This is a genomic window from Hyphomonas chukchiensis (assembly GCF_000682695.1).
Taxonomy (GTDB): Bacteria; Pseudomonadota; Alphaproteobacteria; order Caulobacterales; family Hyphomonadaceae; genus Hyphomonas; species Hyphomonas chukchiensis.
In genome coordinates this window covers 64,760-77,267 of record NZ_AWFG01000052.1, presented here as the reverse complement: position 1 = coordinate 77,267, position 12,508 = coordinate 64,760, and the positions used below count along the sequence as shown (strand labels likewise).

Annotated in this window: 10 protein-coding genes; 6 read left to right on the top strand and 4 right to left on the bottom strand. The window is 60.3% G+C overall.

Annotated features, from left to right (window positions below):
• The first annotated feature begins 72 nt into the window (after positions 1–72).
• Positions 73–1,497, top strand: a complete 1,425-nt coding sequence (gene pyk / locus HY30_RS14490; RefSeq protein ID WP_034742163.1) for a pyruvate kinase — start codon at positions 73–75, stop codon at positions 1,495–1,497.
• Here the strand turns inward: pyk and HY30_RS14485 are convergent.
• A complete protein-coding gene (locus HY30_RS14485; protein WP_051615522.1) occupies positions 1,484–2,014 on the bottom strand; it encodes a retropepsin-like aspartic protease family protein in 531 nt (176 codons plus the stop codon). The two genes, pyk and HY30_RS14485, sit on opposite strands and share 14 nt — an antisense overlap.
• A gap of 2 nt (positions 2,015–2,016) precedes the next feature.
• The gene (locus HY30_RS19785; RefSeq protein WP_034742512.1) at positions 2,017–2,211 is read right to left on the bottom strand and encodes a DUF1289 domain-containing protein; all 195 of its coding nucleotides are present in this window, start codon (positions 2,209–2,211) and stop codon (positions 2,017–2,019) included.
• 138 nt (positions 2,212–2,349) lie between these two features.
• Between HY30_RS19785 and HY30_RS14475 the strand changes: the two genes are divergently transcribed.
• The 3 genes from HY30_RS14475 (at position 2,350) to HY30_RS14465 (ending at position 5,877) form a co-directional block, all read left to right on the top strand.
• Positions 2,350–3,351 (top strand): nicotinate-nucleotide--dimethylbenzimidazole phosphoribosyltransferase, encoded by a 1,002-nt coding sequence (locus tag HY30_RS14475; protein WP_034742160.1) that lies wholly within the window; start codon positions 2,350–2,352, stop codon positions 3,349–3,351.
• A gap of 148 nt (positions 3,352–3,499) precedes the next feature.
• The gene (locus HY30_RS14470; RefSeq protein WP_034742157.1) at positions 3,500–4,696 is read left to right on the top strand and encodes an acyl-CoA dehydrogenase family protein; all 1,197 of its coding nucleotides are present in this window, start codon (positions 3,500–3,502) and stop codon (positions 4,694–4,696) included.
• A 26-nt stretch (positions 4,697–4,722) separates the two neighbouring features.
• Positions 4,723–5,877 (top strand): acyl-CoA dehydrogenase family protein, encoded by a 1,155-nt coding sequence (locus HY30_RS14465; protein ID WP_034742154.1) that lies wholly within the window; start codon positions 4,723–4,725, stop codon positions 5,875–5,877.
• Between the two features lie 25 nt (positions 5,878–5,902).
• Here HY30_RS14465 and HY30_RS14460 read toward each other — a convergent pair whose 3' ends face one another.
• Positions 5,903–6,796, bottom strand: a complete 894-nt coding sequence (locus tag HY30_RS14460; RefSeq protein WP_034742151.1) for a glycosyltransferase family 2 protein — start codon at positions 6,794–6,796, stop codon at positions 5,903–5,905.
• 33 nt (positions 6,797–6,829) lie between these two features.
• A complete protein-coding gene (locus HY30_RS14455; protein ID WP_034742509.1) occupies positions 6,830–7,951 on the bottom strand; it encodes an NAD(P)/FAD-dependent oxidoreductase in 1,122 nt (373 codons plus the stop codon).
• Between the two features lie 761 nt (positions 7,952–8,712).
• Between HY30_RS14455 and HY30_RS19420 the strand changes: the two genes are divergently transcribed.
• Positions 8,713–9,999 (top strand): outer membrane beta-barrel protein, encoded by a 1,287-nt coding sequence (locus tag HY30_RS19420; protein WP_051615520.1) that lies wholly within the window; start codon positions 8,713–8,715, stop codon positions 9,997–9,999.
• Between the two features lie 53 nt (positions 10,000–10,052).
• Positions 10,053–12,449, top strand: coding sequence for a GumC family protein (locus HY30_RS14445; protein ID WP_155839351.1), 2,397 nt, complete (start codon positions 10,053–10,055; stop codon positions 12,447–12,449).
• Positions 12,450–12,508: the final 59 nt, after the last annotated feature.

Here is a 12,508-nt window from a genome sequence, read left to right as displayed (position 1 = left end):
ATCGCTACTGGTGGACCAGCCACGAGTCGCATATGACGTAATCAGCGCACCGTGCGGCAGGGGAGATGAAGAATGGGCCAGAACCGACTACGCGGTGAGAATGCCAAGATTGTTGCCACACTCGGGCCGGGCAGTCTCTCGCGCAAGGAAATCCGCGCGCTGGCGGAAGCCGGCGTCGATGTCTTCCGGCTGAATTTCAGTCATGGCGCACATGAGGCGCATCTCGAGGCGCTTGAAGCGGTACGGGCGGCAGAGGCAGCCACGGGCCAGCCGCTCGCTGTACTGGCCGACATGCAGGGCCCCAAGGTACGTGTCGGCAGCTTTCCCGGCGGGACGATGCGGCTGGGCTTCCGGACGGAATATGACCTGATCGCTGCGGAGAGCACCGACCGGGACGATACGATCCCGGTGCCGCATGTCGAGATCGTGGCGATGCTGGAAGAGGGCGACACCATTCTCGTCGATGACGGCAAGCTGATCCTGACGGTGACGCAGGCTGGTGACAAGCCGCGCGTACGGGCTGAAGTGCCAGGGAAGCTGGGCGACAAGAAGGGCTTTACAGTCCGTGGCAAGGCGCTGCCGGTGCAGGCGCTGACGGACAAGGATCGCCGCGATCTTGCCTTTGCGCTGGAAATCGGCGTGGATCTCGTCGCGCTCTCGTTCGTGCAGACGGTTGAGGACGTGATGGAGGCGAAAGCCATCATTGCGGGACGGGCGCCCCTGGTGGCGAAACTCGAAAAGCCGGCGGCGATCACGAATCTGCTGGCGATTGTCGAGGCTGCGGATGCCGTCATGGTGGCGCGGGGCGATTTGGGCGTGGAGTTTGCGCCGGAGGAAGTGCCCGTCATTCAGCGGCGCATTGTGCGGGCGGCGCGGGCGGCGGGGCGTCCGGTGATCGTGGCGACGCAGATGCTGGAATCCATGATCGAGAATGCGGCGCCGACACGGGCCGAGGCCAGCGACGTGGCGACGGCGATCTATCAGGGCGCCGACGCCGTGATGTTGTCAGCGGAGACAGCCGTGGGCCGCCACCCGGCCACGGCGGTTGCGATCATGTCCCGGATTATCCGCGCGACGGAGAATGCCGAGGACTATCGCCGGTCGATCGAGCAGTTCGATGGGGATTGCGAGGATGAGAGTGCGGTCGATGTTGTCGCCCGCACAGCACAGGCAATGGCGGAAGCCGAAGGCGCGTCGGCGCTGGCGCTGCGAACGGGCGCCTTTGACCGGCTGGCCCGATTCTCCCGCGTTCGAGGCGCGGCACCGATTCTCTATGGGTCGCTCGATGACCAGCGCTTGCGGCAGGCCTGCCTGCTGTGGGGTGTGCATCCGCAGAAGCTGAACGCCGGCGAGGCGCACTGGTATCGTGACCTTATGAATGCGGCGGGCCTTGAGGGCCGCGTGGCCTATGCCCGCTGGGCCGGTGAGGACGGGCGGTTTGCCTGGGAAATCGGTATTGGTGTCGGCAAGGATGGCAAGCCCGTCACTGGCGTATGACAAGCTGGCTCTTGCGGAACTCGTAGGAGTAGAGCTCGCCGAGGAAGGTCATGCCGAGCAGCGACTGATCGAGCCCCTCGCGCAGGACCATGGCTTCGACATTGTCGACCTCGACCCGACCGATGCTGATTTTTTCCAGCGTGACCGCTGCACCGTGGACAACGCCGCCCGCGGTGCGAATTTCCCATTTGAAGTCAAGCTCTTCCGGTTTCAGGCCGATGCGCTGGGCATCCCGGAAGGTGATGGCCACCGTGCTCGCGCCGGTGTCGACCATGAATTTGACGGCTGTGCCGTCGACATCGGCGCGGGTCCAATAGTGGCCGTCGCGCTCGCGGTCGATAATGGCGGCATTGTCAAAGGCTGCCCGCGGAGCCGAGACGACGGCGCTGGCGACGACCGGCATTTCAGAGGCGTCGTGCTTTTCCTGCAGCTTTGGCACGATGAAAATAACGACCCCGGCCGCAATCATGGCGGCTGCGGCGACCATCGAGACCATGTTGGCGACCCAGCCGCGCACGCTCAGCGCTTTCCCATCGCCTGGAGTTTCGAGATGCGCTCCGGCAGCGACTCCATCACCAGATCGCGCGAAATGCCGCCCATGGCCATCCATCCGCCAATCTCGGGCAGGGTGCGCCCGCAACCGAGACACCACCCTGTTGAGGCGTCGATTGCGCAGACTTTGATACATGGGGTCTTTATTGGTTGGTCGGTCATCAATATACAGCGTAATTCATGGAGCAGAATGGGCAAGTATGCCATGCTTCAAGGTAACAAATCCTTGTCGTGCAATAGCCGTTTTCTCTGATAGATTCGCACTGTCCCCATTTGCGCGGGACCGGGAGACTTACTGACGTGACTGACCCTGCCAATTCCTCGGCGCCGCTTGATGATGTTCGTGCGCTCGTTCTGAAGCGGATTCCGCTTGATACCGAGCCGGGCAGGAAAGTGCGCGAGGCGCTGCTGACCATGGGGCGCGAGGGCGATTTCGGTCGCCTGGGTGAAGCGGCTGAATGGCTGGCCAACTGGCAGCGTCGCTACCCGCCGCGCATCGAGCAACCTGTTCTGGCGATCTTTGCCGGTTCACACGGACTTGTGGACGAGGGCGTGTCGCTGTCGAGCGATGTCGATACCCGCGCGCATGTTGATGCGCTGCGCGAGGGCAAGGCCCCGCTATCGGCCATCGCGACCCAGGCTGGCGCCAATATCCGGGTGTTCGAGCTGGCGCTGGACCGCCCCACGCCGAGCATTGCCGAGACGGCAGCCATGTCTGAGCGCGAATGCGCCGCAACCATCGCCTTTGGCTTTGAGGCCATCGAGGACAAGCCGGACCTGCTGGCGCTTGCCGTGTCTGGTGCGGGTGTCGGGACTGCGGCGGCGGCTGTCGCCTGCGCGCTTTATGGCGGTTCGCCGGATTACTGGGTGCGGCCCAGCAACCATACACCGCCAGCCATTTCCAAACGCCGGAGTGAGCTTGTGAGTCGCGCCCTGACCCTGCACCGGGGGCACCTGTCAGACCCGCTGGAGGCTTTGCGGTGCCTTGGCGGCCGCGAGCTTGCGGCCTGCGTGGGCGCCATTATCGCGGCGCGGCACGAAGGCGTGCCCGTCGTGCTGGACGGCTTCGCGACGACGATTGCGGCAGGTGTGGTGCATGCCATCGACCCGACCGCCATTAGTCATTGTATGGCCTCTCATAGCACGCAACGCCCCGCGCATGAGGCGGCGCTTGAGCGCCTTGGCCTGCGCCCGCTAATGCAGCTGGAGTTCCAGACGGGCGGCGGACTCGGCTCAGCGTCGGCCATCGGCCTTCTCAAAACGGCCTGTGCGCCGTTCATTGCGGAACCCGCCGCCTCCTAATTTTGCATGGTTAGTTTGCGAAAATGCAGCGAAAAGCTGCGGCAAAGTTTACGTTTACGTGCGCGTAACCTTGCCACGGGCCACATTTGACTGACATAGAGGGTTCAAGTCACCCCACTCAAAAATTGTCCGGAGGAGTCGTCCACCCATGAACCTTGAATTTTCCCCCGAGGAAATCGCCTTTCGCGATGAAGTCCGCGCCTTCATCGCCGAAAATTATCCCAAGGAACTCGCAGGCGTCGGCACGCGCGAAGACCTGACCCGCGAGCAATTTCTCGCCTGGCACAAGATTCTCGGCAAGAAGGGCTGGTCTGCAGCCGCATGGCCGAAGAAATATGGCGGCACCGGCTGGACCTCGACGCAGCGCTACATCTGGTCTGAAGAGAATGCACGCGTTGACGCCATCATGCCGCTTCCGTTCGGCATGGCGATGGTGGCGCCGGTTATCTACACATTCGGAACGGAAGAGCAGAAGCAAAAGCACTTGCCGGGAATCCTCTCTGGTGATGTGTGGTGGTGTCAGGGCTATTCCGAGCCGGGTGCGGGGTCTGACCTTGCCAGCGTGAAAACCACGGCTGTCCGCGACGGCGACGAATGGGTCATCAACGGCCAGAAGACCTGGACAACTCTGGCCCAGTTCGCTGACTGGGGCTTCTTCCTCTGCCGTACCGACCCGACGGCTGCGAAGCCACAGGAAGGTATCAGCTTCATCCTCGTCGACATGAAAACGCCAGGCGTTGAAGTGCGCCCGATCAAGCTGCTCGATGGCGGCCACGAAGTAAACGAAGTCTGGCTGACGGACGTTCGCGTGCCTGTCGAAAATCTTGTCGGCAAGGAAAACGAAGGCTGGACATGCGCCAAGTTCCTGCTCGCTCACGAGCGTTCCGGCATTGCAGGCGTTGCCCGTTCGAAGCGCGGCGTCGAGAAGCTGCGCGCGATTGCAAGCACCGAGCTTGTTGATGGCGAACCGCTGATTCAGACGAATGAATTTGCCCGCAAGATCAGCCAGCTCGAGATCGACCTGACGGCGCTGGAATTCACCGAACTGCGCACACTTGCTGCAGAATCGGCCGGCAAGGGTCCTGGTCCTGAAAGCTCGATCCTCAAGATCAAGGGCACGGAGATCCAGCAGCGCCTGACCGAGCTCACACTTGAAGCGGTGGGCAATTATGCCGAGCCTTACACGGCTGGCATGGAGTCCGATGGTTCGAATGAGCTGGGCGTTGGCCCTGACCACTCGCACTTCGTGGCAGAGACGTATTTCAACATGCGCAAGACGTCGATCTATGGCGGATCGAACGAAATTCAGCGCGGCATCATCAGCAAAATGATCCTGGGCCTTTAAGGCACACGGGGCAGGGAGAAAACTTTATGGATTTCAATTTCACCGAAGAGCAAACCATGATCCGCGACAGCCTCTCGAGGCTGATCCGGGAGCAGTATGACTTCGACACGCGCCGCAAGGTCGTGGCGTCGAAGGACGGCTGGCGTCCGGAAATGTGGGCCCAGTTTGCCGAACTCGGCCTGCTGATGGCGCCTTTCAGCGAAGAAGACGGCGGCCTTGGTGGCGGCCCGATCGACGCCATGGTTGTCATGGAAGAATTCGGCAAAGGCCTCGTGGTCGAGCCCTACCTGCCGAGCGTTGTGTGCGGCGGCGGCTTCCTGAAGCGCGGCAACGATGCGCAAAAGGCCGAGTATCTCGGCGGCATCATGTCGGGCGAGGCGATCTTTGCGTTTGCTTATGCAGAGCCACGCGGCCGTTATAACTTGGCCGACCTCGAAACCACCGCAAAGAAAGATGGCTCGGGCTTCGTCCTGAACGGTCACAAAGCGGTCGTTATCGGCGCACCATGGGCCACGCATTTCGTCGTGACAGCCCGCACATCGGGCGATCGCCGCGATGCCAAGGGTGTGACCGTGTTCGTCGTTGCCAAGGATGCCAAAGGCGTTTCGACGCGTGATTATCCGACGGTCGATGGCCGCCGGGCGTCGGAAGTCTATTTCGAAAACGTGGCTGTCAGCGCAGATGCCGTGATCGGCGAAGTCGACAATGGCTTGCCGCTTGTGGAGCTGGTTGCGGACGAGGCAATTGCTGCCCTCTGCGCAGAAGCCTGCGGTGCGATGAAAGTCGCGCACGCCATGACGGTTGAGTACTCGCGTAACCGGAAACAGTTCGGTACGGCCATCGGCAAGTTCCAGGTGCTGCAGCACCGTATGGTCGACATGTTCATGGAGCACGAACAGTCGGTTTCGATGACCTATATGGCCACGCTGAAACTCGACGAAGATGAAGTGACCCGCAAGAAAGCGGCATCCGCGGCCAAGGTGCGGATCGGCCAGGGCGGACGTTTTGTCGGCCAGCAGGCGATCCAGATCCACGGCGGCATGGGCATGACGGACGAGATGGCTGTCGGCCATTACTTCAAGCGTCTGACCATGATCGATGCCGAGTTCGGCAACGTCGACCACCACCTGAAGCGCTACACCGAACTCTCGACTGTGGACGTTCCCATGGCGGCTGAATAGCCTTCAGACCCGATCCTTTCGGGCGTTATCCGTAGAGTTCCTGTTCCTTGACGGACAGGATGGATGTGATGACGCCCGCATGGAATACGGCTCTCAGGAGCCAGAAATTGCGCTTCGTGCTGGAAAAGACTGCCAGCAGGGCGCGTAGCAGACAGTAGGCAATCTTCAGGATTGTCGCGCACAATGATGCGGCCGCCTTGGCGAGGGACAATCTTCCTCTTTCGAGGCGGCCGTATGTGATTCCGGACCGGAACTTGCGCTTGGCAATCCAGCGAAAGTTGAGGCGGGCCGGGTCAACGGGCTCGTAGACTTTTGCGTCCTCGGAGATGGCAAAATGGCCGCCCGCGCGCCAGGCCCGGAAGAAGAATTCGGTATCCTCACCGCCGGTGCGGCCCTTCTCCAGCAGGAAGCGCTGGCCCGCGAAGGAGGGGGCATTGGTCCGGATGAGGGCATTGCAGGTATGGCCGGTCTGGACCGCGCCGTTTCGGCGCGTCGGCACGTTTGAGTGATAATCGGCCTGCTTGATCCAGTCGGGGGCGGTGTCGGGATATTCCGCCATGGCGGGGCCAAAGACCGCGTCATAAGGGCCTTGAGCGATTAGGGTGTAGAGGTCTGCAATCCAGGTCGGCGGAGCGACTTCGTCATCATCTATAAAGGCCAGGAACTCGCCCTTGGCGGCGTCCAGACAGGCATTGCGGGCCAGCGAGATGTTCCGGCTGGGAGCGTGCACATAGTGGAGGGGGAAGGGCAGATCCTGAGCGACGCGGGTCACCATGTCTTGCGCTGAAGGCGTTTCATCATTGTCGGCGACAATGATGCGCAGCGTGGCCCGTTCAGGCAGGACTTGCTTGCCCAATGATTGGAGCGCGTCGGCCAAGGATGGACGGCGGAAGGTGCAGACGCAAATTTCGATCAACAATGGCTTTGTGTCCTAGAGGTCTGCGCGGTGGCTTCAGGCAGGGGGTGTGTTCAGGCAGTCGGCAACGTATTCGGCAATCGCCAGCGAACTTGTCAGGCCGGGTGATTCTATCCCGAACAGGTGAACGAGGCCTTCATGGCCGTGAAGGGCAGGGCCGTCGATGCGGAAGTCGGCAGCGGGCTCATTCGGGCCCGTCAGCTTGGGGCGGCAGCCTGCATAATCAGGCACGATGGCACCCTCAGGCAGCCCGGGCCAGTAGCGGCGCACCGCTTCGTAGAAATCATCCGCGCGGGCGGCATCCACGCGGTAGTCGATGCGGTCGGGGTCATCATGGCCGAGCCATTCAACGTCCGGGCCAAAGCGCATCCGGCCCGCGAGATCGAGCGTGACGTGAACGCCCAGACCGCCATTGACGGGGACGGGATAGATGAGATGCGAAAAGGCGGGACGCGTCTGGCAGCTGAAATAATTGCCCTTGGCGAGGGTGAAGCCGGGCAGGAGCGCGGCGTCATAGCCCTCCATCCTGCTGGCAAGACGGTGGGCATAGAGGCCGGCGCTGTTCACAAGTCGGCGGGTGGTGATTTCGTGCGGGTCGCGTCCGCCAATGCGCAGCTCGAACTGGCCATCCGAGAGGATCTCGATGCCAAGAACCGGGGCGTCGAGGACAACTGCGCCGCCCAGGTCTTCCAGTTCATTCCGAAGCGCGGTCATATAGCCGTGGCTGTCGATGAGGCCGGTTTCTGCAGACATGAGCGCCCCAGCGCATGTCAGCTGGGGTTCGAGGGCAATCGCCTTGGAGGCGTCAAGCATCGACAGGCCTTCGACATCGTTGCTTTGGCCCTGCTGGAGCAGGCTCTCGAGTTTTACGATCTGGTCAGTGTCGGTGGCGACGATCATCTTGCCGGTTCGCTTATGGGCGACACCACGGGAGGCGAGATAGGCGTAGAGCTTGCGGCGGCCTGAGACGCACAGGCGATGGCGCAGGCTGCCGGTTGGATAATAAAGCCCGGCATGGATCACTTCGCTGTTGCGCGATGACGTGCCGGTGCCGATGTCGCGCGCCGCTTCCAGAACGTAGGTTTCCTGGCCGCGTCGGGCGAGTTCAACCGCGCAGGCCAGGCCGACGGCGCCGGCGCCTATAATGATACAGTCCACCTGCGTCACAGGCCGGGGGCCTTCGTGCCGGTACGGGATGTGCTGATGCGGGGCAGGTGAGGAGTGATCATGCGGGCTCAAAACGGGAAGTTGGGGACTCGGATGCGAGCCACATGCCAGTCTGGCGCAATCGCACCGCCGCGACCAGACATAGGGGCGGGGAGCAGGGCAGACCTGGGCCAAGCCCGTGATGGACTGGGTTCTTCCACGAATTTGCAGATACGGAAGGGTGACAGTTAACCATGAACAGTGTAGCTTTTACTTGCTTTCGGTGTGTTGCGGCTCCGAATGCAAATACTATTACAGGTGGGGTTTGTTTTTGATCCTGAAGGCTTCGGCGCAAGAAGGCGCAAAGTGTTCGGCCGGATCCATATTGAAGACCTCGCCTTGGCGGGACGCATAGAAAATGGGTTTGGGGGATGCCGGAGAGACGCAGATCGACAAGTGCCCAATTCTTGAAATTAACCGTTTTCAAGACTTTGCCACCTGCAAGAAACCCTGAAAATGCAGCAAAAGGTGGCGTCCAATCGGTTTTTGGCGCCAATTTAGCCTATCCTGTTCAGCACATTTTCATCCGGTTGGTGCATAGGGTGTTCCAAGTTTCACATCATGTGCGACGCGCGTCGGTCGACTTTGGGGTCTGTCGCGTTGCCGTACAGGTCATTCGCAGAGCGCTGTTAAACATGGTCCCGAGATTGCATCCGCCGCAGGCTTGATCTGGACCAATACCGATACATAAATTTTTCAAGGGAATACCAGCAATGTCTAACTTCAAGCGCTTGTGTCTGCTCAGTGTGGCGACCGGTGGAATTCTGGCCACCTCGGCAGCAGCCCAAGGGCAGAACTATTATAGCCGCGAAAAGTATGAGGCCGTCCTCGACCGCCGCCAGCCGGCCTATGATCCAGAGCCTATCCGGCTTGGCGCGTTTCTGGTGGATTCCAGCCTAAATGGCTCGGCGACTTATACAGACAACGTTCAGGCCACCGAGAACAACAAGATTTCAGATACGATCGTGCGTATCGGCGCAGACATTGCTGCCCGCACAAACTGGAATGTCCACGAGATTGGCGTGGACGTGTCAGCCTATCGCAGCGAGTATATCGATATCGGTGATGAGTCTGCGAACGACCTGCGGGCCCGTCTTCGGGGTCGGCTTGACGTGAATCGCAACGTATCGCTCGGCGCCGCTGTGTTTGCACAGGACATTGTCGAAGCCCGAACCGACCTTGCCAACGCCGTCGGCCTGGATGCGCCGGTCGAGTATACGCGTATGGGTGGCTCGCTGGAGGCTAACTACCAGAGTGACCGCTTCCGCTGGTACAACTCCGTTGAAGTGACAGAAGAGAACTTCAAGGACGGGCAGCAAGCCGGAACAGGCATCATTATTGACCAGGACTATCGCGACAATACCGTGACAGCAGGCCGGTCGCGCCTGTCCTATGCCTTGTCTCCCAATGTGGCCGTCTACACACAGGGCACTCTTCGTGAAACGTCCTATGATCAGGACCAGCTGCTGGATGGGGCGCTTCGCTCGCGCGACTCCTCCGGTTACACAGCTGCCGTGGGTGTCGACTTTGAACTCAAGACACTCGTTCGCGGTGACGTGAACGTCGGCTATCTCAGCGAGAACAAGGATGATCCATACTTCAAGGATGTCGACGGCGTTTCGGTTGATGGCCGTGTGCAATGGTTCCCGACACGCCTGACGACTGTTGGCTTCAAGGCGGGGCGCCGTGTGGTCGATATCGGCGTGTTTGAATCGCCTAGCGCCCTGCAAACAACATATGGCGCTCGAATCGACCATGAGCTGCGTCGCAATATCATCCTGTCAGCGTCTGCGGACTTCGCAAAATATGACTATCAGGAAATCGACCGCTCAGATGATATCGCGGATTATTCTCTGACAGCCGCCTACAAGATGAACCGCCGTGTTCACCTTGAGACCTTCGTGCGTCACCTGAATCGCGACACAAGCGGCAACAGCGTGTTCGGCAGTCCATCCTTTGACGTCAATCTTGTCGGCGTCGGTATCAAACTCTTCCCCTGATTTTTCCCGGATCCGGCTTCGGGATCACTCCAGATACGAATTGGTGTAGTAAATTGACTAAGACTTACAGTCTTGAAATTCCCTCGCAGAACATGCCGCTCGGTGGTGGCAGTTCGGATGACATGCCGATCGATTTCAAGGCATTGATTGGCACCGTCTACCGCCGGTTCTGGATCATCGTAACTGGTTTCCTGGTGACGCTCTTTGCTGTCGCGTACATCACCTTCACGCAGACGCCGATCTACAAGGCAAACTCGATCCTGCAGCTCGATACGAACAAGGAAAACGTCATCGATCTCGGCAGCGTGCTTGGGGGCCTCGCGGCCAGCACGGCGACCATCGATACGGAAGTCCGGGTGATGGGGTCAAAGTCGCTGCTGACCAAGGTCGCGACAAAGCTCAAACTGTCTGAAGATCCCGAGTTCAACTGGACACTGAGAGAACAGAAGCCAAGCCTTATCGATATGGCCAAGGGCCAGATCGGTGCATGGACGGGGCATCCGCCGAAGAAGACGGTTCCATACGCCAACCTTAGCGCCGCCGAGCGTGAAGCCGCTATCCTAGAGTCGGTGACGCGGACGCTGATGAACAAGGTTCATATCAGCCGGATCGGCACGACCTATCTGATCCAGGTCGAAGTCACGAGCCAGTCGCCGGAAACAGCTGCCCGCATCGCCGATGCTGTCGCGGATCAGTACCGTGTCCAGCAACTCGATTCCAAGCTTGAGGCCACCCGCCGCGCCACCGCATGGCTGTCCGAGCGTGTCGCTGGCCTGCGCGATGAGGTTGAAGCCAAAGAGAAACGTGTCGAGGAATTCCGCGCGGAAACTGGCCTCTTGTCGGCTCAGGGCGCCACGCTGACAGAGCAGCAGATCGCCTATAATACGACGCAGAAGAGCCAGCTCCAGGCGCAGTTGAACCGTGCGCGTTCGCGCTATGACAACATGAAGCGTCAGATCGACAGCGGTGTCGGCATCGATGCGATTGCCGAAGTGCTCGACTCTCCCGTCATCTCCGGACTGAAAGCCCAACGGGCCCAGATCCTTCGCCGCGTTGCGGAACTGGAAACCACGCTTGGCCCATCCCACCCGGAACTGATCGGTGCCCGCAACGAAGCAGCGGACATCGAGAAGCAGATCGAAGCTGAAGTGAACCGGATCGCGGCGAACCTCGAGAACGAGGTCAAGGCTGCACAAGACCAGATCAACAGCATCAACTCGAATATCGGCCAGTCGACGGCCCAGCTTCGCGGCAACAATATAAATCTTGTGAGGCTCCGCGAGCTCGAGCGCGATGCCGAAACGAGCCGTGTTCTCTACGAAGAGTTTATCAGCCGCTCGAAGGAGACACGCGAACAGGACGACCTGGTCCAGGCCGATGCGAATATCCTGTCGACCGCCACGGTGCCGGATTCTCCAAGTTCGCCGAAAAAATTGCTGAACCTGATCATTGGCGCCTTGCTGGGCGGCATTATTGGCGGTGGCCTCGCGCTGCTGGCTGAGATCTTCGACATGAAGATCAGTTCCGCAGACGATATCGAACGCAAACTCGGCGTGAACTCGATCGGATCCGTTCCGCTCATCCGTAGCACCAGCCTGCTACCGTTCTCGCAAATCAATCCGGCCGATTTCCTTGTCGACAATCCCTTGTCGGCCTTTGCCGAGAGCATTCGCTATTTGCGGGCTGCGATTGCCTTTTCTGATCTCGATAGCGAAACCAAGACGGTGGCGATCACGTCGTCGCTGCCTGATGAAGGCAAGACCAGCCTGACCTTGAGCCTTGGCCGGATGTCGGCCATGTCGGGCTCGCGGACACTGGTGATCGATGGCGACTTCCGTCGTCGCCAATTGACCGACGCTGCCGGCATGTCGCCTGAAATCGGTTTCATCGAGCATCTTTTCGGTGCTGGCCAGCTGTCTGACGCCATCTGCAAGGATAGCCGCAGCATGCTGGATATCCTCCCGCTGTCCAAGGCAGGCCATGTGCCGCATGACGTGTTCGGCACGCGGGCATTTGATGACCTGCTCGCGCGGCTACGTTCGATGTATGACCTGATCCTGATTGATACGGGGCCGCTCCTTCTCATGGCGGAAGCGCGTGTCGTCGCTGGCAAGACCGACAAGACCATTCTTGTGATCCGCTGGCGCCGTTCGCTACGGTCGGCCGTGCGCCAGTCGCTGACGCTGCTCAAGACCTTCAATGCTGACCTGCTGGGCATCACGCTCAACATGGTCGACCTGACGCGCCGCCGTCACCACAAGGATCCGGGCGCTGCCTACAAGGCTTACAGCAAGTATTATTCGATGGAGACCAAGCGCTCGATCTTTGGCTGGAACAAGACGCCCAAGGCCAATGGCATGACGTCTGCGCCGAACCCGATGGCCACGCCTGTCAAACCTGAAAAGTCGCCGGTCAAGACGGGATCTTCCACCGAAGTTTCCACGCACTGATCATGAGACATGTGGGTGATCAGGGCGGCGGATCGTCGCCCCGGATCCACACCGGGGAA

Excerpts from the sequence above, each read along its gene's own strand:
- HY30_RS19420 (WP_051615520.1), top strand. The coding sequence starts at position 8,713 with ATGTCTAACTTCAAGCGCTTGTGTCTGCTCAGTGTGGCGACCGGTGGA.
- HY30_RS19785 (WP_034742512.1), bottom strand. The coding sequence starts at position 2,211 with ATGACCGACCAACCAATAAAGACCCCATGTATCAAAGTCTGCGCAATC.
- pyk (WP_034742163.1), top strand. The coding sequence starts at position 73 with ATGGGCCAGAACCGACTACGCGGTGAGAATGCCAAGATTGTTGCCACA.
- HY30_RS14465 (WP_034742154.1), top strand. The coding sequence starts at position 4,723 with ATGGATTTCAATTTCACCGAAGAGCAAACCATGATCCGCGACAGCCTC.
- HY30_RS14470 (WP_034742157.1), top strand. The coding sequence starts at position 3,500 with ATGAACCTTGAATTTTCCCCCGAGGAAATCGCCTTTCGCGATGAAGTC.